Source organism: Mucilaginibacter angelicae (assembly GCF_042434235.1).
In the GTDB taxonomy this organism is placed as follows: domain Bacteria; phylum Bacteroidota; class Bacteroidia; order Sphingobacteriales; family Sphingobacteriaceae; genus Mucilaginibacter; species Mucilaginibacter angelicae.
On sequence record NZ_JBHLTS010000021.1, the window covers coordinates 50,004 to 76,665 of the forward strand.

General features: G+C 48.7%; 13 protein-coding genes. 11 read left to right on the forward strand and 2 right to left on the reverse strand.

Annotated features, from left to right (window positions below):
- Positions 1-17: 17 nt before the first annotated feature.
- From ACFFGT_RS10035 to ACFFGT_RS10080, 10 genes are all read left to right on the forward strand, one after another.
- The gene (locus ACFFGT_RS10035; RefSeq protein ID WP_377022389.1) at positions 18-2,207 is read left to right on the forward strand and encodes a hypothetical protein; all 2,190 of its coding nucleotides are present in this window, start codon (positions 18-20) and stop codon (positions 2,205-2,207) included.
- Entirely contained in the window at positions 2,204-5,494 is a 3,291-nt protein-coding gene (locus ACFFGT_RS10040) for a hypothetical protein (protein WP_377022390.1), read from the forward strand. The genes ACFFGT_RS10035 and ACFFGT_RS10040 overlap by 4 nt, the downstream gene beginning before the upstream one ends.
- A gap of 5 nt (positions 5,495-5,499) precedes the next feature.
- Positions 5,500-5,976 carry an SMI1/KNR4 family protein gene (locus ACFFGT_RS10045; protein ID WP_377022391.1) on the forward strand — a complete coding sequence of 159 codons (477 nt, stop codon included), beginning with the start codon at positions 5,500-5,502 and terminating at the stop codon, positions 5,974-5,976.
- Positions 5,977-6,075: 99 nt separating this feature from the next.
- Positions 6,076-12,354, forward strand: a complete 6,279-nt coding sequence (locus tag ACFFGT_RS10050; RefSeq protein ID WP_377022392.1) for a hypothetical protein — start codon at positions 6,076-6,078, stop codon at positions 12,352-12,354.
- Positions 12,355-12,392: 38 nt separating this feature from the next.
- Positions 12,393-17,354: a hypothetical protein gene (locus tag ACFFGT_RS10055; protein WP_377022393.1), complete on the forward strand. Its 4,962-nt coding sequence runs from the start codon at positions 12,393-12,395 to the stop codon at positions 17,352-17,354.
- Between the two features lie 58 nt (positions 17,355-17,412).
- On the forward strand, positions 17,413-18,873 hold the full coding sequence (locus ACFFGT_RS10060; RefSeq protein WP_377022394.1) for a phage tail-like protein: 1,461 nt from the start codon (positions 17,413-17,415) through the stop codon (positions 18,871-18,873).
- A gap of 204 nt (positions 18,874-19,077) precedes the next feature.
- On the forward strand, positions 19,078-19,365 hold the full coding sequence (locus ACFFGT_RS10065) for a hypothetical protein (RefSeq protein WP_377022395.1): 288 nt from the start codon (positions 19,078-19,080) through the stop codon (positions 19,363-19,365).
- A 156-nt stretch (positions 19,366-19,521) separates the two neighbouring features.
- Positions 19,522-19,797, forward strand: coding sequence for a hypothetical protein (locus ACFFGT_RS10070; protein ID WP_377022396.1), 276 nt, complete (start codon positions 19,522-19,524; stop codon positions 19,795-19,797).
- Positions 19,797-20,222 carry a hypothetical protein gene (locus ACFFGT_RS10075; protein ID WP_377022397.1) on the forward strand — a complete coding sequence of 142 codons (426 nt, stop codon included), beginning with the start codon at positions 19,797-19,799 and terminating at the stop codon, positions 20,220-20,222. The genes ACFFGT_RS10070 and ACFFGT_RS10075 overlap by 1 nt, the downstream gene beginning before the upstream one ends.
- Positions 20,223-20,303: 81 nt before the next feature.
- The gene (locus ACFFGT_RS10080; protein ID WP_377022398.1) at positions 20,304-22,103 is read left to right on the forward strand and encodes an autotransporter outer membrane beta-barrel domain-containing protein; all 1,800 of its coding nucleotides are present in this window, start codon (positions 20,304-20,306) and stop codon (positions 22,101-22,103) included.
- 298 nt (positions 22,104-22,401) lie between these two features.
- On the opposite strand, the gene ACFFGT_RS10085 is transcribed toward ACFFGT_RS10080, so the two are convergent.
- Positions 22,402-22,758, reverse strand: coding sequence for a helix-turn-helix domain-containing protein (locus tag ACFFGT_RS10085; RefSeq protein ID WP_377022399.1), 357 nt, complete (start codon positions 22,756-22,758; stop codon positions 22,402-22,404).
- A gap of 124 nt (positions 22,759-22,882) precedes the next feature.
- Here ACFFGT_RS10085 and ACFFGT_RS10090 point away from each other — a divergent pair, with 124 nt between their 5' ends.
- The gene (locus tag ACFFGT_RS10090) at positions 22,883-23,983 is read left to right on the forward strand and encodes an IS110 family RNA-guided transposase (protein WP_377022400.1); all 1,101 of its coding nucleotides are present in this window, start codon (positions 22,883-22,885) and stop codon (positions 23,981-23,983) included.
- Between the two features lie 1,103 nt (positions 23,984-25,086).
- On the opposite strand, the gene ACFFGT_RS10095 is transcribed toward ACFFGT_RS10090, so the two are convergent.
- Positions 25,087-26,661, reverse strand: coding sequence for a hypothetical protein (locus ACFFGT_RS10095; RefSeq protein ID WP_377022401.1), 1,575 nt, complete (start codon positions 26,659-26,661; stop codon positions 25,087-25,089).
- Position 26,662: the final 1 nt, after the last annotated feature.

A 26,662-nucleotide genomic window follows, 5' to 3' on the forward strand; every position in this document is an offset into this window, starting at 1 on the left:
TATAGAACAAGACTGACATGGCTGATAATTCCGGTAATTTTATCTCGAAATTTGCTCCCAATTCTTACTTTTTTGTTGATCCAGCTAAAATATCGCAAACCGATACACAGGCATTTGGCCCTGTATTAGGTAATGACGACGCGTTCAGGGTCACCAGCAAGTTCACGCTAAGTGCCGATAGCATGGCGTATGCTATTTGTTCAGGCACACTATTCATTCAACCCAATGATACTGATGACAATAGGATAAATATTATAATCAGACCTTTTAAACAGCCATTTAATGGTCTAAATATTAAGTATTTCGTTTACCGTGGACTTAAAAAAAGCGATTTATTCGCGAATGGAATAGTAATCAACGGATCTGGAGCTGCTTCTGATCTAGTCAAAAAACTAAATGAAAACTTCGTTGATTTTTATATCAATTTGTTCCCGGATGACCCGTTGCCAGATTTTTTGGCAAAATTCATCGGTTATGATCCCGATAATCAGGATACCGCATTGCTGATTGATGATTTTTTCTTTAAACAAGTTGTTATTACTGAAAATAATGGCTCAACCTCAGAAGAAGAATTAACTGCATTTGAATTACCTTTCGTTAATGGAGGTGATTCGTTGGGGAATTTCAGCGTTGGAGAATGCGGAATTGATGTGGCAATTAATTGGGGAGATTACCGGTTACCCCAATCTGAGGCTGGATTCCTTTTTGACTTAACTTATGCGAGGGCTCAGGAAATATTAATAGACCTCTCTTTAGAAACCGATGAACAGGAAAAAAAAGCTATCAAAGAGCAAGTTTTTCAATTTCTGGATGTCGCCGCTTATTTTGGCTTTCACAGCAACGATTCTGGTGCGGTTAAATTGAAAAACGATGATACCGAATTAAAAAAGACAGGTCAGCAAATATACAACGATCTTCTTCAAGGGTTTTTTACTAAAAACAGGTTATACATTTATATACAAAGCGATCGGGTCCGTTCCTATAATTACTATGGTAATTATTTTATTTCGGAAGAAGATAATTTATCCTTAAAAATCGGGACGTCAGAAATTTCACTTACAGCGGTACCTTACGGCACAAACGAATGGCCGCTGTTAATTGATGACAGTGCCCAGAGCCATCCGGATGACCGTAATAAACTTTACTTGCAGTTTTTTACGGATAACAATCCCAATGTGATGCTGTATGGGCAGGTAGCCGTAATCGACAATGCACGAAGCAATAATTTTTGCGGAGCCGGCGATCTCCTTCAGGCGTCTGATGCAGACGGAAACCGGCCGCAGCTGACGAAACCTATAATTATATCTAATCCCGCTGCTGGAGAAAACAATGCCCGCAAGAATATTTGCAGTTTTAATATTCTCATTTACAATGGGGCAACTTATCGTTTTGTTTCTGGACAGGAAGTTGATGATCAGGATGAATCCGTGGACATATTGGAGATCCCGGATTTTTTTGATGACGTATTCGACCTCATTAACGCGACAATACTATTTAAAAGCGAAATAAGCAGTGGCTATTCAATTATTTCGTCGATGCGGCCCAAATTAATTAATCATCTTTTTGACAAAACACAATATGGTATTTCCGCAGTGAAAAATGCGGTGGTCTCTGATTCCCTTGACACTGGATTAGATATACCGGCGACACTGAGCAGGGTTACCTACACAACGGAGGCGATTGACGTATTGAGCACGGCGACTGCTGTCACCAAAGCTTTGACGAATACCACCGTATCCGGAGCATCTTCGAGTCTGGCCGTGACTGATAGCAAGACCTATAACTTACCTGACCCGTTTTTTTATACCATCATACCATTTACCGACGATGGTCAGAACATAAACGGTGTTGTGATAAAATCTAAAGATGATACTTTTCCCAATCGCGTGGTGTTGGGACTTTCCGCCGAAGAGAATGAGGTGCTCAAAAATTTGATCATCACGGGCGTAAAAAATCCCCGATTGTTTTTGATCAATTTGTTTAAAGGCAATAACGATTTGATAGCTCCTGAAAACGTAGCTTATCAGAAATATAAAATCGCGGTTGTGGGCGAAAGTGGGGATGCACTGGAACTCTATTTGCCGGCCGACGACATTTTTATTTACTCACTTGACCGAAACTATCATTTTTCCAAGGCCTACAGTCAATATATGAAGAGTTTGATATACGACGCTGAATATTTTATTGTTAACCCGATTCTATCATGAAAGTCGCCATTTTAAAAACGGACGGAGTACCGGTTTATATTGACTCATTCAGTGAACCGATCATTTATGATGTTGATGGTTTCTTGGTTCGATTTGGCACGAATGAGGGGGAATACCGATATCATCAGCCAAAAGACTTCAGGAAAGAAAACAGGGAACGAGATGGTTTGGAAGGCTATTATCTGGAAAGTAAATTTAAAGATTATCTCAAGTTTGATCTTGTTAAGGTTAGTATTGAGGATATGCTCAACAAGTATAAATATGACTTCTCCAAAACAGAAGCGCATATAGGAGATATCGTCAATACCAGAACCGTGGATTATGGCGCCCCTTATGAGTATTATTATAAGGAAAAGGAATACACCTTTAATTTAACGGCGGTAGCAAATAGTCTGCGTCCGCAAAGCTATAAAAAAGGGGTTTATGAGGATCTTAAAGTGGTGGGACATGAAATCAGCGTACCGCCGGATGCGCCATCAGTGGAAATTGAACATGATTTAAATCATACCCCGCCCGGCTTTTTTTATTGGAAGAACTTTGGAAGTAACGTGAATAACTGGACGATAGGTGATGCAGAAAAACGGGTGTTTAAGAAAATCGCTGTTTTGCTTTCGTTTCGTATAAAGTCTATTATTGATGAGATATTCCCGTTGCTTCTGACGTTTAATGAGATGGCTGTCGTTGATGCTGTAGCGAACGATCCGGAGTATGACCTGAATTCACTTTCTGATTTGGGGAAGGCGGTTTTTCTGCTTAAAAGAGGTTGGGGTTGTTATTATGATCCCAGCAGTTCCTTTGAGCAGCGGCAAAGTTTTGATCCTGTTTTTTCAAATATACCCGTTTATAGCCAATATGTTAATTATTATCAAGGTTTAGTCGGCTTTTATGACGTTTGTTACGCGCTCCAAGATGAATTGAAGGACACTTCGGAAAGTGGGCGTTTAAACTTTATTATCCGTATGCTGTCTTCTGCAAGCATAGCTATTTTCCCTTTTAAAATATTGAAGTACCTGCTGGAAGACATGTGCCAGAATAAGGTGATCAGCGATAGCAATCAGGATTTCATAGTTAGTATTGTCTCGTCGATCAAGCCGGAAGATTATGAACAGTTTCTGGATTTCTTGATTGATGGCGATGGGGTCGTTACACGTTTTGAATGCTTATATATGCTTTTGAGCGATAACATACTCGGGCGAATGTTAGTTCCCGATTGGTTGGTTGAGAATCAAACCTATCGAAAGGTATTTGTTTTTTCTGTTTACGGAATTTGGAAACAGTCAAAATATAATTTTACTTACATTCCACCGGGCGTAACTCCGGTTCTTAACAACCTAAATCCTCAAAGTTACTTTTTTGTTCATCCGGAACAGTTCAACCAAAATAATGTATTGACCTTCGAGAGCAAGTCCAACAGTACAGATTCTGAAAAGGTTTTCAGTGATATCACGTTTACTTCCGTTGTGGAAAACACGCATATCAAAATAACGAAAGTTGAGGAGATTACGCGCTATATTGGCAAGGCGACGTCTATGACATCGGCCGTATATACAACCGAAGACGCAAAACTATTCGGATCATTTCATCTTTATCAAACGATAACCTTTGCTGGGTATCAGGTTAACCTTGAATTTTCGATCCCACAAAAGGCCTCCGTTCCCGCGTTTCTTTTCCATTATGTAGAGGAATATGACAAACTGAGTGATTTTGATGCAAAAATAGCTTTAGGCGTTAATATAGCGGTAGACCTGATGGCTTTTTTCCTGACAGGTGGTCTTGGAGTACTGGAGGACCTGAGCTACCTTCGGTATATTTCCAAGGTAGGCCAGGCCATGGAGGGTTTATTACCGGCTACTGAAGCGGTAGAAGTCTGGCGCGGACTTGAGGCCGGAGGTCAGGTGATAACTTTGTCCGCCAGTACCTTAGTTAATTTCAATCAGTATTTAATAACAGAGGAACATGATCCCCAAAAGAGAACTGCGCTCGAGAAAATGCAGCAGGTGTTTTTAAGTTTGATGATAATTTCGGGAACGGCATCTCATTCCCTGGGAAAAGTGACCGCTGAATACGCAACTGAGGTGTTGGATTTATATCCTTATTTGCCGCCCGGTACAATCAGTGATGATTTAAAAAATTTGCTTTCCAATGTTAAAGGGGATCGTGCTTTGGCGACGGCGGAATTTGGTGCGGAATTAAATCAGCTTGATATGGGCGAAACAAATCACATCATCGGAAAGTATATTCCCATGACTGAAAAAGATCAGTTCGCATTTAAAAACGCTTTCGAAGATTTGAATAACGAGTCTTGGATTAAATTAAATAGAGATGAAGGGATAGCCATCGATTATTGGTTCTCTCTGTACACTAATGGTTTTGATGAAGCAAGCAATCTCGATTTTATAACGAGCACCATCAGGTATGACGCAATTCAACGTTTTTCTGAGTATCCGGCAGTCAAACAGTTTTTGAATACGTTGCCGATAAATTTGAGGATCGAGGTGTTAACGAAGTTTGCAGATGCAAATGCATTTGATAGTATTGCCTTAACTAGGTTAGACAACTTCCCGATGGCGTGTCAATTTCTTAGTGATGCAGCTGCAATTACACGAACAGGTAAAGACGTTTTTACGGTGGACGATATTATCGGAATTCTTAAATCGAATAATTTAAATGATGCTCACGTTGGAACCATTGTTCAACGTAATAAACTAAATATCTGGTTAAACGTTTTTGCTAATTTCAAAAAGATTATCAACGTTGAATATCTGTCTTTAGAACAACTTAGAGAGTTAACGGAAAGTTATGTAGGCACGATATCAGGTCGAAAGCCGCAGGAAGCCTTTAAAGGTTCAAATAGGCTGTTTATTACTATTGGAATCTATCAGGATGATGTGCTTGTTCAGCCAGTTTTTACTGAACGTTTTTTCTCTGGAAATGAGAAGACTCAGATGAAAATAATGAATGCCAGTCCTCAAATAAAAAATGACTTTGTTGAAATCAATTTCTCGAAATACAACGACTTTAGTATAAAGGCCTTTGATCATCTAAATAGAAGCCGAATAGATGATACTGAAACAAAGGCCATATTTCATTTTATTGAAAACCATTACTCTAAAGGCAATCGATTTGTAATTACAATGAATTCAGCGCTCTATACTTGTCCGAGTTGCCAAAGATATTTGCAAGCTTTTGTTAATCAGGCTACTTTAGATGGGAAAATTATTGAGGTTACAGCTGTTTCTCATCCTTTGGCAATAAGTTTTGGGCAAGTCACGAAGCTATTAAAATAAAAAAAATGGAAATAAAATATTTGCAATTACTTGGTAGCAATCCAGTTGTAAAGGCACCGGATTCCGAACACTTTTTCACAAATGAACCTCTTTCGAGCACTGAAATTGCAAGTCTCGAAAATTTATATAATAATGGAAGTTCATTTCCTTCTTCATTGAGAGAATTGCTATCCATAGCAGGTAAAAGCTGTTATGTGCTGGAATATGCTGCCTTTGAATCTCAGGAAGAAATGCAACAGGAATCTCGTAGTTGGTTGATCGATGATGACCGAAATCTGAGTATAACTAGGCCATACTTTGTACTTGATGTGTACAATTACGGAGAAAAATTTCTTTTTGTCTACCTTGATGAAGGGGAGGATCCTATTGTATATCAGGCCTTACTTGATGAAGAGCCATGGATAAATAGTCTTGGATCAAAATTGTCAGAATATGTAGAGTCAAGTGTTAAAATCTTAATGAGCGGTTATAATCCATTTTAAAACGGCTTGGAAATATGCCTATACTAAATTATATAGTATAAAGTATAAAGTTTGGCGACATCAGTGGTGATCAATTATAAAAACTGTTAAAACAAAGTTATGCCGGTAATAACTGATTCTGTTATAAGGAGATATTATCCAAAGTTATCTGAATTGATAACTATTGACGATTTACCTGAATTTTTGTCTTTTGTTGAGGATGGATTAGATGGATTGCTGGACCATATTCACTATAAGAATTTCCAGTTTTCCAGAAGCCCAAGGGGAGATTCCGCTTTTTACAGCCTGGAAATAATTTCCAAAAACATCGGCATTAATTTACCGTTTGGGCTCAGGTTCGTTTTGAATCCTGATGAAGACGGGGACAGTTCAATTTCGGCGTTTCCTGTATCTCTGCAATATAAATGGGAAATACTGGCGTTTTTAAGATCATTTACGTTTCCGGCGTTTGCTTTTACACCTGAGGCCTTTTATGATCTCGGTTTGCAGGTGTTTCGGGTTTCAGAAGATCAGGTGTTATCCCATACTTTGAAATTTTTTCTGGATCCTTCTCTAACCAGTATGGAGAAATTTCAGGAACTGGTTGAGGACATCAATGCGTTATATCCCGATGCGAATTTAACTTTACCCGCTAACCAAGAATCGACTATTTCCTCGGTGATTGCGCTGATTAAACAGAATGTGCACATACCTAAAGGTATTTCGGCATTGATGTTTGTTTTGTATCTCACTGATGGGGACTTAACGAAGACTCGGGAAAAGGTATTGGCTTTTTACGAACTACTTGTTCCTGATGGGATCGAAGATTATGTCAAAAACCTGATCACGCCGCATGTTAAGGCGACGCTGACCTTGTCTGCGGGTATTGAGTTTCCAACCAATGTGCTGCAGCCGGTGACTGCTACGGGGGTACCGATTGCCGGTACGAAATCTTTGTTCCGTTTTGGGGAGGCGACGCTGTATGTAGACAGCGATGCGGGTATTGGTTACAATGCCCTGCTTTCGGGTTCGCTGATCCCGGAATATAACCAGATCGGAAATACGGGACTGATCATCAGCTTTACCAATGCAAAGCTCGACCTGAGCAGGAAAACCAATATACCGGAAGCGGATGCAGCGGGCTACGGCCCGGATTTCGTGGGGCTGTATGTACAGCATGCGGGTGTTATCTTCGGTAAATTCGGAAAAGATGACCCGACGCATCCCAGTGCTGCGATCACGGCGGATAACCTGCTGATCGGTACGGGTGGCGTCAGTGGAACCCTCAAGCTGGTGGATAACGGGCTCTTGCACCGCAAGCTCGGTGATTTTTCGGTGAAGCTGGATGAGTTTGTCATTGTTTTCCGTCAGAATGCAATCACGAACTGTGATATTAAAGGGGAGCTGAGTTTTTCCAAGCTGAAGAATACTGATGGTACCGATGCCGTGATCGGTATCGAGGTGCTGATCAAAGACAACGGGGATTTCTCCCTGACGGCGAAGCCTTCCGGTGATTTTGCTAAGATAAAATGGCCCGATGTATTCGAGCTGCAGGTGCGCACGCTCAAGCTGGGTGATGAGAACGGGTTGTTTTATTTCGAAGTTTCCGGAGTGCTGAGCTTTATCGCGGTCAGTGATGTGCTGGGTGATTTCCTCCCAAAAAATATTGAGATTACGAAATTACGGATCTGGGAGAACGGCCACCTGGAGTTTGTGGGCGGTGCCCTGCCGGTACCGAAATCCTTTACTTTGAAGGTGGGACCGGTGAAACTGGAGGTGGATCACCTGACGATAACGCCTTACCAGCGGACGGACCGCACTTACCTGTGCGTGGGTTTCGACGGCATGCTCAATACAGGCCGTGCGGGCGTCGGCGTCGGGGGCAACGGGATCAAGTATTATTTCTCCGTGGACGATGGCCCTTTTGACCAGTTCTTCAGTATAGACGGCATCATCATCGATATGACTTTACCGGGGAATGTGCCGAAGGATAAGGCGCAGTTCATCCTGCATGGCCTGCTGAACGTCCAGCAGCCGAGCACAAGCGACTCGGTCGCTCATACGCAGTACAGCGGCGCGGTATCCTTCAGTATGCCGCAGCTGCACCTGAACGGCAGCGCGGGGATGCGGCTGGATCCGGATATTCCTTCATTCCTGGTAGATATCGGGCTGGAGTTGCCGGCGCCGATACCGATCTTCGCGGGCCTGGGCATCTATGGTTTCCGCGGCCTGATCGGCCAGCATTATATTCCTTCGAAGAAGGCTGCCGGGCTCGAAGATGATGCGACCTGGTGGGATTATTATAAGGCCCCGGACCCGGTCAGCGGTAAAAAGGGGATACAGATCAATAAGTTCGCGGATACTTCCGGGTTCTCGGTCGGCGCGGGTGCGACGATCGGTACGACCTTCGACGACGGTTTCGTCTTTTCCAGCAAGCTCTTCCTGATGCTGGGGCTGCCGGATGTGTTCCTGCTGCAAGGACAGGCCGGGATCCTCCGCTCACGCCTGGACCTGGACGACGAGAAAGACCCGCCGTTCAGTGCGCTGATCGCTTTCGGGGACCAGTCTTTTATGGCGAACCTTGCGGTGGATTACAGGATCCCGGATGATGGTTTTATTTTCTCGCTGAAAGGGGAGCTGGATATTGCTTTCTTCCTGAATAATGCTTCGGGCTGGTACATCAACTTAGGCAAAGACCAGCCGGACAGTGCGCGGATCCAGGCGAAGATCCTGTCGATCCTCCAGGGTTACGCTTACCTGATGATCTCTTCGCAGGGTATCCGTGCAGGGGCGGGCGCAGCTTTCTCCTTCCGGCTGAATGCGGGGATCGTCAGCGGAGGTGTGGAGGCCCATGTGAACCTGGGCGGCCACCTGAGCTTTAAACCCTTCCAGGTGGGCGGTTCAATCGAAATGGGCGGCTCAGCTTACCTGAAGGTGCTGTTCGTTAAGATCGGGCTGGGGCTCAATGTCGGCCTGGCGGTGGAAGCGCCGAACCCCCTGAACATCGTCGGTTATTTCGAGGTCAGTGTGAAGATCATCTTTAAGCGGATCCGCGTGAGGGTAGAGCTCCGGCTCGGGCCGCACAACAATAATATGGGCCCGCTGCAGGCACCGATCGATATTATCGGGCTGCCTGATGCGGTTACCGGGTACTCGCCGGCCGCAGCCGTGCATATGCTGACGGGTGAGGTATTCCCGGTGAATTATGTACAGGACAGCGGGGGGAATTCCCTGCCTGCCCCGGGAGACACGGCCTGGAAATACAGTTTTGCGGATGACAGCGAAGGGATCAATCCCGTAACTATCCCGTTGGACAGCTATATCGATATTGAATTCCTGAAGCCCGTCAATCCGGGTAATATCATCGGTGGTTATGCGAACCAGCTTCCGGATGGCTATACAGAGCTGCTGCCCCCGCAAAAAGGGGTCAACCCGCAGGTGACACATGTCTTTTCACTGGACAATGTGGAAATATTCGTCTGGAAGGCGTCGCCGGGAGGCGGGCAGTGGCTGCCTTATAATATCTATGAGGCGGTGCCTGCGATCGTTGACGCTTACCAGGATACCGGCGGTGTGGCGCTGCAAAGCCTGAAACCAGGTTACTGGCAGTTTACCGATAAAAATAAGTTCAACAAGATCCGGTTGATGTCTCAGGACATGTTCAGTTACCTCGGTAAGATCGAGAACACCCTGCCGGATATGGACGCGCTTGGCTTCGGGCAAAAGGATCTGTTCTGCTATGAGCATATCATGGAAAGGAACCTGGTCGACTGGACGGGCGCGGAAGAGAACAGCGTGTATCCCGGCGGGATGTCGGTTTTTTATGATAACCTGCGGTTGCTGTTCAGTGGGATCACAGGGGATATCCGGAAGGCTGCGGGACATGCGGCGACCAGTCTCCGTTTGCAGGGGACCGGGGGGAGCCTGCTGATCACGATGCCGGAGAAAGTCGGGGACCTGGACCTCAGTTTCCTGGGTAACGGTCATAACCTGCAGGTCAGTTTCCAGACAACTTTTTATTTTCCTTTTATTTTTAATCATATCAGGGGGATTCCGGTAACCCGGAAAACCCTGAACATAGCTGCAGGTACGACGCCGGTCAGTGTTGCCTACCAGGACGACGACCTGCCGGTAGACCGGGTGCTGATCAGCTTTGACGGCCGTAGCGCATCGGACTATGACGGCGACCTGTCGGTCGGCGGTCATTTCCGCCTGCCGGATGCCTACGGGAATGACTGGCTGAATGCGCAGAACCGGACAGTCGAACTGGAAAGGGCGCTGACGGGTCTTGCGCTGTACAATAAAAGCCTGAATGCAGAAGAGGTCATCGCAGGGGATTCATCCGCGGGCCGTATCGGCCGCTGGCGGCTGGACAGCCCGCTGGATACAGATGGCCTTTATCCGGGCTGGACAACGGGAAGCCCTGACCTGCTTCCGGGCGGCTGGGTGCTGAGCACTGCGAATGATTTGCAGGTGCTGGACCTTTATACCTATACTGCTTCGGACGACGCGGTCGTTATACCGTCCCGGCCGGAGCTGAAAGTGGAGAACGGGAACTTCAGCCTGGAAGCAACGGTACTCTTTGATCCTTTTGTAACCGGGGTTGGAACCCTGTTCAGTAAGATCAGCAATGATGATGACGGGAGCCTCCGCAAGGGTTTCGTGCTGCACCTGAGCCAGCAAAGCCCGGGTGATCCCGCAGCCGTTTACCATGATGAAGCCGCAGTTCCGGAATATAGTATCTGGCTGACCTGTTATAACGGGGCAGCCAACTGGGGGCTGGAGGCGAAGGGTAAGTATACCACGGATTGTGCCGGTGGTACAGTGAGCGCGAGGCAGGCAAAACACCTGGCGGTAACTGTAGACCGCGACGCCGGTCTCATTAGCATTTACCTGGACAGGATGCTCAAAGTACAGCATGCTATCCCCGAAGAACTCGGTGTTTTTGCGCCGCAGAGCCCGGAGACTTTCCTGGACAGTCTGAGCTACCTGACACCGGGGCTGAAAGCCCGGACGGATATCATGCCGCCGGAAGCGCAGTTTATCGAGGAAGTGCAGGTGCTGAGCAATACACTGAACCAGACGGTACAGCCGGTATGGCGGCCCAATTCCCTGTTCGCGGTGAGGGTTTCGACGACCGATACGGTTTCTTATCCGGGCTCGGGCAGCCAGGCGCACCAGTCCGTCCATACTTTCGGGTTCCGGACGGCAGGCCCGCTGGGCCACTTCCAGCAGCATAACCAGGCCTACCGGCAACTGGAGCAGGAAGACCGCTCCGGGGAATTCAAGCTGGCCGGCCTGAAGCCTTATATTGACTATGACCGCTCTTCTCCTGATGCGCTGGGCAGGTACGACCTGAGCAAACCGGTCTTCTGGCAGGCACCCCGCGTACGGCTTTTCTTTACAGAATCTTCGCTTAACGCCATGTTCTCGGCCTGGGATAACTACCTCGGGCTTCCGCCTGTAGGCGCTGCGCTGGAAACCACGCTGATCGATCCCTACCAGAACGTCCTTCAGCAGTCGCTGGCATGGGAGGAAATAGAGACCGAGATCACCTGGGAGAACTACCAGCGGCTGCCGCTCAGCCAGCAACTGGTCTTCCTGTTCAACCAGGCCTCTGCCGGTAATAACTGTAACCATATGGCGGCGCCGCTGTACAAGAAACTGCGCCAGGCCGTATATGTATTCCCAGACCTGGTCCCGGCGAAGTTCTATACGGCGATCTTTACATCGGTGTATACCACGCCGGAAGGAGGAGAGCAGCGTTTCGAGCTGCACCGCTTCAGTTTCCTGACCTCGCGGTTTAAAAACTTCGGCGAGCAGGTGGGGAGCGTGGTTCTGGATGCTTCGGAAACGCCGGCGCGTTATGCCATCAATCCCCTGCAGGTGGCCTTTTCAGCCGCTGCTATTGATCAGCAGCTCAAAACGCTGATCGACAGCAATCCTGACAATGACCCGGCGGCTACGCTTCGCTATGCGGTGCCTTTTGAGCGCATCGTTTACGGGGGACTGGGCCTGAATAACCTGGAACCGGTGGAAAGGATTACGGTGCTTCCCGTGATCAATACGGATCCCGCTCAGCCGGGGAGCAGGCGGATGCTCGGTATCCTGGTTTCCGGGCCGGAGCCGCTGAACGATCCCAAGCTGGACGATGCCGGCCGGACAGGTACGGTGGGGATAGTGCTGACCAAACCGGACCATACCGCTTTGGAGGCGGGCAGCTTCCTGTATTTTCAGTCCAGGGATACGTCGGCGGTGTTTATTACCAATACGGCGATGGATATCCCGGGGGGGAGCGCAGACTTTACGTTTACCGCCAAGGTGTTTAACGGGGAAACCTACGACCTGACGGCGGTGCCGACGGGTGGGATGGACCTTAGCGTTTATTTGAACAGTTAATCAAACAGGTAGATCATTTTAATTAAAAATATCCAGACATGCCGGATACAACTAATAACTATGTTTTTTGTGCTGACTACAGCAGTATGGCGTCCTGCCTTGCGGCGATATACACGGAAAAACAAGCAGGCCTTTATCACGCTGACCAGGTATTGCAGGACCTGCTCTATACGTTTGAGCAGGACCTGCTGAATAAATTATATAAACGGGTGGTGCTGGTGCTGCATACGCTCGAGGGCGGCAGCGAGCCTGCACTGCTGGAGGCTGGGGATTTCGATGACTTTGAGTTCTCGGGCCTGGATTTCCTTACAGGATATCTGGAGCCCGGCAGCGGCTTCAGCTCACAGTTTCAGACCATCCTGAACCTGTTCGATCTTTTCTGCAGCCGTGAAACGGAACTCAGTCAAAGTATGATCGACAGCATAGCGGCCGTATTCGTGCCGGTGCTCGATGCTTTCCTGGTTATCGAGGAATACCTTTCGGCTGCGGGGTTTGATCCCTGCGGGGACCATCCGCCGGCTTATTTCAACAATGCGCCGGAGATCCGCCTGCAGGCCGCGGGGTCGGACGGGAGCAACGGGGTCAGTGAGGGTATCCTTTTGCGCTGGCTGCTAAACGGGGAGCTGGGCGATCATCACCTGCCGCAGGGCGGTTATGCGAACGGGCAGGCCCAACCAGTCGGCTTTAACCGGGCTGACGATTACGTTTATATTTCCCGGACACCATACACGGACCCCCTTGTTTTCCTGCTTGATTTTTCAGCTTACCGCCCGGCGATCAATGCTTCGGCTGCCAAATGGACCTATATCCTGAACCTTAACCGCGACAACCAGGTGTATACGAATACGGTCAGCCTTTATTTTAATGACCGGGCGGCTTACCTGGAGCGGCTTGCGCAGGTCAATCCGGCACAGGACCCGCTGGGCTTTATGAAGGGTTATACCGGGGTACTGGAGATCGTGTTCCGGGAAAAGACCGCGTTCCGCTTCGGCCTTACCGTGGCGAGGAATGACTCAAACCCGGCTACGCTGAAGCTTGCGGCACTGGCCAGGCCTGATGCGGGAGAGACGGAAGAGGTACCCTGCCTCCGGGATGAGCTGGCGCTCAATGCCGCTGAAACAACGCAATATTACAGCAATGAGAATATCCGCCGTGTGAGGATCCTGATGGACGGACACAGTTACCTGCGGTCTTTCAGCTTTGAAACTTATGACGATTTCCTGAAAAGCAGGCCGGATACAGCCTGGACCAATCTGGGGCCCGGCTTCGGGCTTTCGCTGGACGATACGACGGTTTTCCGCAGGTTGGAAGAACCGGGAAGGGTCGATATCGACCAGCGCTGGCCGCAATACCGGGACGGTACCACCCTGCGGGTGGCCAATTACCATGATAAGTGGCTCAGCTCGGCGGCCGCAGAACCATCGGTAAAAGCCGCGGTGACCAATTACCTGTCCCTGAGCCAGACCGGCGCCGATGCCACGCTGAGCGTGAACCTTTCCGGCAGGGAAGATGACCCGGGCACCGCTTTCCGCTATATCGACCTGCTGAACCTCCAGGCCTCAGATTATCATTTTGCCCGGATGTTCGGGCTGGGTCATATTGACACGCCGGCGGGTGCCGCTCCGGATGCCCGTTTCATTTACCGGATGACCTATAGTAACAGGCCTTCGGCATCAGCAGGGGTCCGTACGTTCGTATACCTGGGCATCCCTGTCGGAAAGGCGGACCTCCGGCTGCCGGCGAAGCCTTCAATGCGGCCGCTCAGTTATCGCCTCGCGGATGAAGAGGGAGATGCGGCGGGCCAGTTCGACGCGCAGGGGTATAACCTCAAAAACCGTGTGCGGCTGGTCAATATCGGGCGTACGGCCTTGGAGGCGGAGATCGCGGAGAGCGACTTTTTCAGCGGCGCCGTGACCGGTGCACTGTTCGACCAGGGCCTGCACTGCAGCCCGGTGCTGTTCGGGATCGAGTACCGGGCCGCGGGGCAAAGCGACTATGCACTGCCTTATATCACCGACGACAAAGGAGCGGGAGGACGTATTTATTATGCCTGGAACAGTGCCTATCATGCGGCGCATGGAACGGACCTGCCTGAAACGGTGCTTTTACCTGATAATGACACATCGCTCTTTGTGCACCTGGAAAAGAAACCGGGGGTACATGAGTACGCGATATACGGGGTCGACCTTTTCGCACGGGCCTCTGCGCTGAGTGACAGCGGGTCCACGGATGAAACGGTCTTCCCGCCGGACAACCAGCTTAAACCGCCCTCAGACCTCACTGTGCAATATGTGCAGCGGGAAAATACGCTGATCTTTACATCAGAAAGGGAACAGAACTGGCTGAGCGCGAGGGATGCTGCTTTCCCGGGTATGGATACCTCATTCACCAGGCTGACGTTCAACTGGGTGGATATCACGGATGTCAGCGGCCTGGATGATACCCTGCCGGGCTATCTGGATAGCGTGATCAAAGGCAACCGGGCCGGAGTGTTTTACCGGCCGGGAGGGCCGCTGCAGGTTTCCGGGCTTATACAGGCAGTAACAGAACTCAGCGATACCAGTGTCCGGTTGATCACTACCGGCTATACGTTACTGGGCGGGGCGGTACAGCAGCCGCAGGTCGGGGATACTGACCTGGGCAAATTCGCAGGGAGCCTCTTGCTGGCCGGGGACGGGCAATATACAGTATTGTCGGTCGCCAACCTGCCCGGCGGGCCGGGAGGCTTGTCTGTGCTTGTCATTACGGTAGCGAAAAACAGGATAACGGAGATGGCTGACGAGGACCCGGAAAACCCTGGTTCTACCAGTACGCGTTCCTATTATGTGGCCCCCGCCAGGGGCAGCAGGTTCACGCTCGCGGAAAACCTGGGCGAAGCCGGTAACTGGCAGCCGCTGCAAAAAAGCCTGAAGCTCATTGATCACAGCAGTACGGGAAGCCCGTTCATTGAGACCGTTTATGACGGGGAAGGGAACCCTTCCAAATTCTGGGTCGGCGGGATCCATGCACAGGCAACGGTCAGCGTGGCAAAAGATAACACGGGTAATGTCCTGCCGGGGTACTACCAGGTACTTTGTGTCCCGGGTACAGTGCTGACACCCCACCCGCAGAGCGTGCTGCCTTTTGATCCGGCCGATCCCCTGGCCAATTCACCGGCGTCGCTGCATGAGCCTTACGTCGAATGGTATAATGGCAAGGTATTTCTGGCTTTGCCCGGCGATACCGGGGAACAGAAATCAGTTGATGTCGTGGCGATTAAGAACAGTTCACCCCTGACCCTGTACGCCTATGACCCCGGTTATCTCAGCGGGGACAGACCGATATTGACGCCCGATAACCCGCAAAGGGTCATGACCGTCAACTACCACCCGGGTTACCGCGCCTATTTATTGACAGAACCGGGGCCGGGCGGTTTTAACCGCGACAGCCTGTTACCGGCAGCCGGCGCCAATGATAAAAAATCAATGCTGGCGCTGCAGGCGATCAGGCAGACCGAAGGAAGCCCGGTGTATGTGTCGGCGGTTTCCCTGCCCGCTATTTTGCTGGCGCTGTACATCCAGCAGCCGCTGCCGCCGGAAAGGCCGCAGGCCGCAACGTTGAAGGTGCGTCCCGACGCGACCGGCCGGGCTGCTTTTACTTTTGATCTCCCGGTACCGGCCGGCACCGGGCAGCTGAAGCGGGAGCCTTTTGGCTGGAACTTTTACCGCACGCATAACGAGCTGGTACTGCATAGCCTGTACCTGCCTGCTACGGTGGACGGTATTTTAGCAGACCTCGCCGGTTTCAGGACGGACCCGTTTTTCGCGGACCGCTACCTCGGCCTGCTCGACCTGCAGTTTGATCCGCCCGGCTCCGGGCTTTTTAAGCAGTACCCGGTAACGACCGCTGATGATTCAGAAGCGAGCTACGGTTTCCCGGTACCCGATCTCCCGGAACTGCATAAAGACAGGGAGGGGAATGACCTTCCTGCCGGCTCCGCTGCTCTGATTGCGAACTATGAACAGGCTATCCACACCACCTTGCTGCCCTTAACGGAACAGACGCCGGTGCTGGCTTGTATCAGGACAGGACAACAGACCGATAACAAGCCGCCGGTGATCCGCAACCGCGACGGTGTGCTGCTGGGGCCCGGGGATCCGGACTTTAACCCTTTTCCGATGATCCGGCAATATCCCGGCAGCAGCGCGGGAAGCTATTATGTCCGGTTTACGGATTATACCCTCAGGGGCTCCGCGCGTTTCCTGTATTTCTATGCGGCGGCTGAGGTCACCAACCGGCTGGAGATCGGTCCTTTGGGCGGCTTTACCGGCCCTGTTACAGTGCTGGATACCTTGCCGAGAGAAGCACCGGTCATCCGCTCGTTCTCCACAGGGCTGAACGAAGGAGTAAGTGACAGCCCGGTAGCGGTTACCTTTAAGCTTTCGCCTTTCGCTGCCTACGATACGATCACCGGTGTCCGGGTATTCCGTGCTTCCGACCCGGAGAAAACGGCCCCGCTGGCCGGTATGGATAGTTTTCTTGATGTGCCTTTGGTCAGCGACCCGCTGACCGGGGGACTGACGGCGACGGATGATTTTTCGGAGATGGCAGTGCTGCCGCTCGGGGAGACAGTTTATTACCGCCTGGCCTTTGTCCGGCAGATCAGGAATGAACTGGAGCAGGAGGAGGCAGTGCTGTCACTTGGCTCCGATGTGACAGCTGTTAAGCTGATCGATATGTTCAACCCGGAAGCGCCGGAGTTGAACTATGACCCTGCGACGCATGAGCTGCAATGGCAGCCGACGGCTAACAAAGGGACCTATTTCCTTTACCGGCAAAACAGCAGGGGGAACTGGCAGGTCATCAGCCAGCAGGCCAATCCGGATAACCAGGCGATGTCCTTCCCTGTCACGCTTCCGGGCCCGGATGAAAACGGTAATGTGGTTTACAGCCGGTTTAAGGTCAGGGCACAGAACGCCTCCGGTCTGTTCAGCCTGTCCGATAAAGAATTGACTGTTTGATGCAGCTTCGGGCCGGAAAAGAAATATAAATTAGTAATAACCATAAAACGAAAACGCAATGGCGGTAATAGACGATGCATACATCGACGGGGTGATCAGTTCAGCCGGGCCTTTTAACCCTGCTTTGAATAAGACACAGGGCGTCAGGCTGCGCCAGCTGGTCAAAGATTTACGGGATGGCCTGCAGCAGGAGATCGACGAAAATGCCGGGGCTGAAGGCCCGCAGGGGCCTCCCGGACCACAGGGAGCAACAGGACCTGCCGGCCCGGCCGGGGCAAACGGTGCAGGGGTAATATCAGGCGGTGCGGCCGGCCAGCTCCTGGCAAAGGTTAATGGAACTGATTATAATACACACTGGATCGATGCTCCCGCCTCGGGGGCGACGCCGGGCGGCGGAACCAACCAGGTGCAGTTCAATGTCACCGGGGTGTTTACGGGCTCTTCAAAACTGACTTTTGACGGCTCTGTTTTAAATATCAATAATGCTGCTTTATATGTCGGAGGAGGCGCTTTAGATCCGTCCGCCTTATTTCAGATAGACAGCACTGCAAAAGGGATCTTAATTCCCCGGATGACCCAAGCCCAAAGGCTGGCGATCATATCTCCCGCGATCGGTTTGCAGGTTTACCAGACAGATGCAGGTACTTACGGCGAGGGGCTTTACCAGTATAAGTCAACTGGTTGGGGACCGTCATCCGGAGGTATCGCAGGGGCGACCGGGCAGATCCAGTTTAATAATGCCGGAGGAGCAGGGGCTTCACCTTATCTGACTTTTGACCCATCTGTCAAATTGTTGTCCGTTGGCGGTATTGCTTTTGGTGCCGGCCCCGGGACAGGGATTTCTAATGTAGTTGTGGGCGACGGGTCGACGTTACAGCATAATACAACAGGTACTCAAAACTGTTTATTGGGTACGTATGCAGGGAACGGCAATACTGCGGGTAGTTTCAATTCATTTTTTGGCACAAGTGCAGGTTACAGGAACATATCCGGAAACCTTAACGTGTTTTTTGGCCATGAAGCAGGCACGGGTAATACCGATGGAAATTCAAATGTCTATATAGGCAACAATTCCGGATCCGGTAACAGTCATGGCAGCTATGGCATTTACATTGGTATACAGGCCGGGTACAAAAAGGCCGATAATTCTCTACTGGCGGATCCGTCTTACGGTATTTATTTGGGCTGGCAGTGTACAGGACTGTCAAATAATGAAGTTAATTCGATCGTTATAGGCGCAGTCGCTCAGGGTTTGGGTTCCAATACAACCGTCATCGGCAGTAGCGGGACCACGCTGACCGCATTATACGGCTCTTTGCTGTTGGGTACTACGACCAGCATACCCTGCGCGCAGTTAGTGGTCAATTCTACTGCAAAGGGTGTTTTATTGCCCCGGATGACCACCAGCCAGCGGGATGCAATAGCTTCACCTGTCGCGGGTCTTGAGATCTACAATTCAACAACCAATAAAAAGAATTTTTATAACGGTTCCGCATGGGAACAGGTAACATCAGCTTAACGGGTTGACCAATTAAAGGATGGCCGGTAAAGCCAATTCCTTCACAGGCGCAGGGCACTCAGAGGGAGACAACCAGTAGCATCCACTTGTGCCTGGTAAGTAAGACGCCTGCAAGGACTGAGCCGGAAACTTTCTTTACCATTTTGTGATCATTGGACTGATCATAAGATGGTGATTTTTAACTATAGAATGCAAACTATAAACATGGAGAACAAGACTTTTAATTTTAATATCCCCCTATTGGGTTTGGATGGCGTGCCCTTCGTGAACCCTGATTCCACGCCAACTACGCTGGGGGCCCAGCTGGCTCCTAAAATTGCCAGCGCTACCCAGGGCGATGCGCTGAAATTATTGAACTGGGCTATAACCATCTATAATAATAAGGATCTGACTTTGGATCTGTCAGATGAGCTTACTTTAAAAGATTTTATTAAGAACAGTGATTTGCCTGTAATCGTTAAAGGGCAGTTACTGAAGGTTTTTGATAAGTAAAAGTATGCCTGGCTATCTTCCTAGCTCATACTACAACCTGGGGGCTGATGGTTTACCGGATAACTACCAGGACTGATCCTGCCCTGCGGCCAAAGTCAAAGCCGAAGACTAAAATATTTGATATCTGTACAATTAATAAACCTAAATAAAAACACGATGGCGGTAATAGATGATTCATACATCGATGAGGTGATCATATCGGCAGGGCCTTTTAACCCTGCTTTGAACAAAACACAGGGTGTCAAACTGCGCGCGCTTATCAAAGCGTTGCGTGATGGCCTTTTAGAGGAAATCAACGAGCATGCCGGGACCGAAGGTCCGCAGGGCCCACCCGGACCGAAAGGCGACCCGGGCTCCCAGGGGCCCCCCGGACCCGCCGGTGCTGCAGGAACAACCAAAGTATCCTTTAACTTTTATCAAACCGTAATTTAATGAACGCATCATCCAATCAATTGACTTTTACTACGCTTACTGCTGATTATCCTGCGGTAAGGATCCCGGCCGGCACAGCTGCCAATACGCCTACGCTCATCACCCAGGGGGCCACCAATGCCAGTGTATTGCTTGACCTGCTTTTCCGGAACCTGGATACTGCAAATGCCAGGCTGTTCGATATCTATATCGGCCCGAATACTACTGCGGAGAACAATATCGTGCAGATCAATGTACCGGCCAATTCAGGCAATAACGGCTCGACTTCCCTGTGTTCACTGGCCGCACAGGCACCGGCGATCTTTGATCTTGACCTTGCAGGGAACCGGGTTATTACCCTCGAAAGCGGTGTACAGGTTTATGTGGTCAATAAGGTCGCTTTGACGTCGGATATTTATGTCAGGGCAAAACGCAGGAATTTCTGAGGGGCCGGGATCGGTATACCGGATAATTCGGTAAGGAGAATTAGAGGCACAGCGTGCTTTATGTTTCAACCTAATAAAAAAATGATGCTTTCAGCTGTCAATACCTCACCGGTGCATATCATGTACCTTCGGAAAAAAAATACCTGGTACTCCGTACGGGACGGGAACTGGACGGACCCGAATATCTGGAGCAGTAATGGTAACGGCAGGCGGGGACATAAATACCCCCAGGAGGGGGACAACGTCGTCGTGAGCCATTCGGTACTGATCAACGACAATTTATTTGTGAGTTCCGGGAACGTGATCAACGATCTTACTGTTACCGGTAAACTGAGTTTCAGCAACTCAGGCGCTCCTTCTTTTAACGTAATGGGCAATTTGTATGCGGAAAACGGGACGATCGATCTGACAGGGGGATCCGGACTTCAATTCAACGTATATAGCGCTGTAACCAGGTTCGGTACGCTGCTGCCCGGGACACTGGGCCAGGTCGGCTTTGTGGGAAGCTGTTCCCAATACATCAGTAAGCCGCTTTCCGGCGATTTTTACAGGATCTATATATTTGACCCGAAATATGTGTATGGCAATATACCGGTGACCAAATATGTGATGTACGATCTGGCCGGAGTGGCTGTTGTCGGTTCTTACCAGGTTATTCTCGAACTGGGTAACTATGATGTGGAATTTAACAGTGCCGGCTTTACGTTAACCGGGTACAACCCGCCAGGTGTAATTCCGGCGTTAAGCAGAAAGGGAACCGGAACAACGGTATTTAAAGGGCTTTGCACAGGTTATTCGGGAATGGATCTTGGAAACAACCCGGTAGAGTTCAGGAATGGCCTGAGCGGGGGAGGTACGATCAATGCCGGTCTGGTTAATTTTACGACAAATAATCAATCCATCAGGGGATCGGTAGCGACAACCCCCACTACGCCGGTTTTAATCGGGCTTGGCCTGACTTTGACACTTGAGGGCAGTACCGCAATCCAGGGGGGCATAACCGGTACAGATGCCGCAAGTATATTTTACTGCAGTCCGGGTTCAAACCTGACGCTGGGAGGCGCTGCCTCAGAGCCAATGGTGACGGGCCAATGGAATCTGGCCGGTTTTGTCACTTATTCATTTACGAGCGGCTCTTTTGTCATCAAAAAGCCCAGTTATGATAACTTTAATATTTTCAACAGTAATTGTGCCTATGTGCTGGGAACCGACGTTACCTGTTCGACCTTTTCGTTCTTTCAATCAAGTCTCGACCTGGCGAATTATAACCTGACGGTCAACGGTGCAATGTCTATTCAGGCTGCCCAGCTAAAAAGAACAGGTACCGGGAATACCATTATCAAAGGCTTGTTCAGTTACGGGGGGTATAGCCAGATCGACCTGGGAAGCAGCACGCTTGAACTGCAGGCGGGCCTTCGGACCCTAACGAATTTTGATAATAATAACTGGAAAATGGGAACGTTGCTGATGAGTACGGTGAACCAGACATTCAGTGTAAATAACGCCGGCAATTATCTTAACCTGACCGGGAACATCGAAATAGCACCCGGACTGACGGTGACCAATATTTCCAATATTACCGTTACCGGAAATATTAACGGGCAGAATGCCTCCAGTGTTTTTGACTGCCAGGGCCTGACTACTTATCAGGGTACCCAGGCACCTATGCAGACGGGCATTTTAAGGTGTAATACGGCCAGCAATACCTTCGACTATGCGCTAAAAGGGAACCAGGACGTTACCCCGGGAACCTACCGTAATCTGACACTGAGCGGCAGCGGAATAAAAAAATTGTCAGGTAATGTCAGTGTCATCAATATTTATAAACTCAGCAGCCCGGCTACGCTGGATAATAACGGCTTTACGTTAACTAATCCCTGAACAGTTAACTGATTAAAAACGTATAGCCGGCAAGGGTCAATATGCAGAAAAAGCTGTATGGAAAACGTTGATAAATTTGCATCGCCACACGCTGCGGCCACTAGAGATGCCCGTTATCTTTAGTGGCATGACAAAAGCGGAAAACCTGCTGCTCATCAATTTGCCATAGGACACTGATCAACGGAGGAAGCACTTCCGCATGATCTTTCCATGCAAAAATGAAAATAACAAACGGACGATAGGGGGAAGATGAAATATGGAAGGCTTTGGGCTAAGCAGCAGCCACAACGGAGCCTCTTTACCTTTTTAACTGTTCCTTCAGAAGTTCAAATTTCTCCCTTTCACTCTGCAGCAGCTTTTCATAAAGTGCAATGACCTTTTCAATCGGGTTGAAGTTATTTTGAATGGACTGGTCGTGAAAATTATTGATATTATTGAAGATAGATTCCTCGGTGAAGTGTTTCAGTCCTTCCAAACTGACGCCAAGGGCTTCCGCAATCCGGGCAAGGGCTGCTTCTTCGACATGTTCACTTTGTTCGATTTTAGATACGGCCTGCTGGCTGATACCCAGGCAGTCAGCCAGTGCTTCCTGCTTCATTCCTCTCAGTTCCCGGATACGTGATATTTTTCTCCCGATATGAATCGCATCTTCCATGGATCAAATATAAGAAAAAGACGTTGCAAAAAAATGTTGTGAGGCAGTTGTAAATAACAACCTTTCTGTGGTTCGGTACTTCAACTGCCCGGATTATCTTGCGGCTGTTTAAGCGGGGCAAAAAATGACAGATCAAAAAACGGACACAGCGTCAATAAAAAAACGGGCCAGTAAATTTACTTTTTTTATTGGGATCGATGTATCACGGGACGAGCTGGATTTTACCGTATTAAAAAATAATCAGTTCCTGTCACACCAGGAAACCAGGAATTCACCTGAAGCCATAAATTCGTTTGTGCTTGAACTAAAAAAGCTGTTAGGTTTCAGGATGCCGAAAGCGCTGTTTTGCATGGAAGACACCGGCTATTATTGCAACCACCTGCTTTATGTTCTGGAGCGCAAGAAAGCGGCGGTGTGTCTCGAAAACGCACTGCAGATAAAAAAATCACTTGGAATAACGCGGGGCAAGGATGACAAAATTGACTCTCAGCGGATCGCCATGTATGCCTGGAAAAACCGGGGTGAAATCAGGTTGTGGACACCTAAAAGGCCGGCCGTAATCCTTTTGGGCAGTTTGTTCAGACTTAGGAAGCGCTTACAGGGGGTATCTTTGTCGTTGAAAGTTCCGCTTGCAGAACAGGGTACTTTTGTCAACAGGAAATTGCAGCAGCAGCATGTTTCCATTTGCCGGAGAAGTTTGGAAGCTACCAAAAAAGATATTGAACGTACAGATCAGGCTATTGATAAGCTCATCAGTTCCGATGACAACATTAAGCGCCTGCACGAGCTTATTACCTCCGTACCCTGTATCGGAAATATTACGGCATGCCTGATCATTATTTGTACCAATGAGTTCAGGGATATTGCTGATGCGCGAAAGTTTGCCTGTTACGCGGGCGTGGCGCCGTTTGAGAAGAGTTCCGGAAAATCGGTCAATAAGCGAAGGCATGTGTCATTTATTGCCAATAAGGAAATGAAAGCCCTTTTACACATTTGTGCAATGGGAACGCTTCGGCAGCAGGGGGAAATGAAAGCTTATTATGACAGGAAGCGGCTGGAAGGGAAGCCCGCAATGCTTGTCCTGAATGCGATCAGAAATAAGCTGATCAGCCGGGTTTTTTCTTGTGTAAGGCAAGGGAGAAAATATACTGATGAATATAAAATTCTACCCGGAAGCATGGGGTTCCAGTCAGTCAGGGCTAAGGAGATAACAGTCCCCCGCTAAAAGATAAACAACAGGTTGAACTAGCTAAGCAATATGGTGTCCGGGCTAATAAATCGTTCCAGTCACCTGTTGTTTTACCCATAGCATAAAGAACGGGCAATAGGCGCAAAAATGAGGAAAGGATCTAAACAACAGGTTGAACTAGCTTAGTAATATGGCGTCCGGGCTAATTAATCGTTCCAGTCACCTGTTGTTTTACCTATAGCATAAAGAACGGGCAGTAAGCGCAAAAATGAGGAAAGGATCTAAACAACAGGTTGAACTAGCTGAGCAATATGGCGTCCGGGCTAATAAGTCGTTCCAGTCACCTGTTGTTTTACCTGTAGCATAAAGAACGGGCAGTAAGGGTAAAAAGGAGGAGAAGATCTGAAACAACAGGTTGAGCTAGCTGTCTAATATGGCGTCCGGGCTAATAAGTCGTTCCAGTCACCTGTTGTTTTACCTATAGCATAAAGAACGGGCAGTAAGCGCAAAAATGAGGAGAAGACTAAAACAACAGGTTAAACTAGCTGTCTAATATAGTGTCCGGGCTAATTATTCGTTCCAGTTAACTGTTGTTCTTACCCATAGCATAAAGAACGGGCAATAAGCGCAAAATGAGGAAAGGATCTGAACAACAGGTTGAACTAGCTATCTAATATGGTGTCCGGGCTAATTACTCGTTTCAGTCACCTGTTGTTTTACCTATAGCATAAAGAACGGGAAGTAAGCGCATAAATGAGGGAAGGATCTAAACAACAGGGTGAACTAGCTGAGCAATATGGCGTCCGGGCTAATAAGTCGTTCCAGTCACCTGTTGTTTTTACACACTAAAAAACGGGTATTGAACGTAAAAGCTTTCAACAACGGATGTATTAACATAAACAACAGGATGGACTAAATCATGAATATAGCGTAAAGGCTAATTATTCGTTACAGTCACCTGTTGTTTTTACACGCTAAAAAAAGTATTGAAGGTAAAAGCAGGGAAATGGATATCAACAAAGGATGTATTAAACATAAACGACAGGATGGACTAAATCATGAATATAGCGAACGCCTAATTACTCGTTACAGTCACCTGTTGTTTTTAAACGCCGATGAAAATGTTGTTATGTACCGCCCTATTTAGCTTCCCACAAAATATATTCATTGCTGAGCATCGTCATTTTAAAGCCGGTATAACCCGGAAAACATTTGCGCATAATGGTTGATTTTGGCCCGAGGTAATCGGATGGCAAAATTATATACAGCGGACCGGCGTGACCTTTGTACACATAGTCGTCGTAATCGATAGCTACTTCGGCGCCGATGGTCTCCACCGTAATGGTGCGGTTATGTTCAATCTCCAGGCTCAGGTCGGGGCTGTTGAACACAAAAATGGCGTTGGTATTCTGCCTGTCCAGGTTGCGGATATAGTTTAACGACGGCTGATCAATAAACAACTGTGCGATCCCTGAGTATCCCCTTGCGCTGGTATTTTTATTTTGGAAATAGCCTGGTACAAAATATCTGTAGCTGGAATAGGCTATCACAAAGCATATAAAATAAAACACATACTTATAACCCCGTTGCAATCCGCTTACCAAATAAATAATGCCCGGTGCAGCAATCAACCCGATGAGCCTCAAATGCCTGGCCTCGTACGAGATATAAGCCTGCCTCAAAAAAGATTGCCCGAAAAACAACACTGCCGCAACGTAAAAAACAGTCAGCAGCAATACGTAGTTTTTGTCAGGTACTTTTTTTACAATAAACCTGATCAGCAAAACGCTTAGTATGGCACAAATAAGCACAGTGATAACACCCCAAAAATGGGTGAACATGGGCGTATCATCATGAAACAAGAGGCCGTTTGAAAGGTCGTCAATGGAAAAGGCTGTGAGTATCGGCGAAGCCAGCGGGAAGCCAAACGTTTCCCAGGCCAGCCTGATCCCTGCACCGCCTGATGAAGGGTTACCACCTTTTGAAAGATAAAAATGGAAAATCATGAATAAGGACAGTACAGCCGGGACACCTATCCAGATCCCGTTTTTTATCCAGTTGATGATATCTTTGGAGCCTAATGAAAGCCTGATCCACAAAAAGCAGCAAGCGGCGGCAAACATCCATAAAAATGATGATTTGCAAATGAAGCCGGCTATGCCGGCTATAAAAAGGAATACAACCAGTTTCCAGCTGGTCTTTTCAATCGCCATACAGCCGTATAAAAACCAGCCGGTGTAGCCAAAAAGCAGCAGCTCGCCGCCGTTATAAAATACGTACGGCGTGAAAAACGATTGTTGAATTACGATAAACAGTACGCTTAAAGCCGAGATCATGGGCGTAAATCCGGCTTTTTTAAAGAAGAAATAGAACCCGTAAATTCCTGATAAAGAAAACAGCAGGGTTACGATGGAAGAAGCCTGCCCGGTATTAACGCCGAAAATAAGTTTGAAAACGTAGGGTACCAGGTACTGTCCCGGCGACCACCATGCCAAAAAATCGGGTATATTTTTACTGATATCGGCCTGATCGGGTTTCAGGTTGACATTGAACTTCGAGCCCAGCTCCATCGCGCGCATTACCTGGAAGCCCCTGCTGGGGTCGGGGTAAATAGCTGCCGGGGCCATGATCAGCATGATGCCCATAATTAAAACAATCCCGCTGATAACCAATAAAATGATCTGGTGGGTTTGTAGTTTTTGTTTTTTCAGCATG

Coding starts and splice junctions, on each gene's coding strand:
- ACFFGT_RS10035 (WP_377022389.1), top strand. CDS start 18: ATGGCTGATAATTCCGGTAATTTTATCTCGAAATTTGCTCCCAATTCT.
- ACFFGT_RS10040 (WP_377022390.1), top strand. CDS start 2,204: ATGAAAGTCGCCATTTTAAAAACGGACGGAGTACCGGTTTATATTGAC.
- ACFFGT_RS10045 (WP_377022391.1), top strand. CDS start 5,500: ATGGAAATAAAATATTTGCAATTACTTGGTAGCAATCCAGTTGTAAAG.
- ACFFGT_RS10050 (WP_377022392.1), top strand. CDS start 6,076: ATGCCGGTAATAACTGATTCTGTTATAAGGAGATATTATCCAAAGTTA.
- ACFFGT_RS10055 (WP_377022393.1), top strand. CDS start 12,393: ATGCCGGATACAACTAATAACTATGTTTTTTGTGCTGACTACAGCAGT.
- ACFFGT_RS10060 (WP_377022394.1), top strand. CDS start 17,413: ATGGCGGTAATAGACGATGCATACATCGACGGGGTGATCAGTTCAGCC.
- ACFFGT_RS10065 (WP_377022395.1), top strand. CDS start 19,078: ATGGAGAACAAGACTTTTAATTTTAATATCCCCCTATTGGGTTTGGAT.
- ACFFGT_RS10070 (WP_377022396.1), top strand. CDS start 19,522: ATGGCGGTAATAGATGATTCATACATCGATGAGGTGATCATATCGGCA.
- ACFFGT_RS10075 (WP_377022397.1), top strand. CDS start 19,797: ATGAACGCATCATCCAATCAATTGACTTTTACTACGCTTACTGCTGAT.
- ACFFGT_RS10080 (WP_377022398.1), top strand. CDS start 20,304: ATGATGCTTTCAGCTGTCAATACCTCACCGGTGCATATCATGTACCTT.
- ACFFGT_RS10085 (WP_377022399.1), bottom strand. CDS start 22,758: ATGGAAGATGCGATTCATATCGGGAGAAAAATATCACGTATCCGGGAA.
- ACFFGT_RS10090 (WP_377022400.1), top strand. CDS start 22,883: ATGACAGATCAAAAAACGGACACAGCGTCAATAAAAAAACGGGCCAGT.
- ACFFGT_RS10095 (WP_377022401.1), bottom strand. CDS start 26,661: ATGCTGAAAAAACAAAAACTACAAACCCACCAGATCATTTTATTGGTT.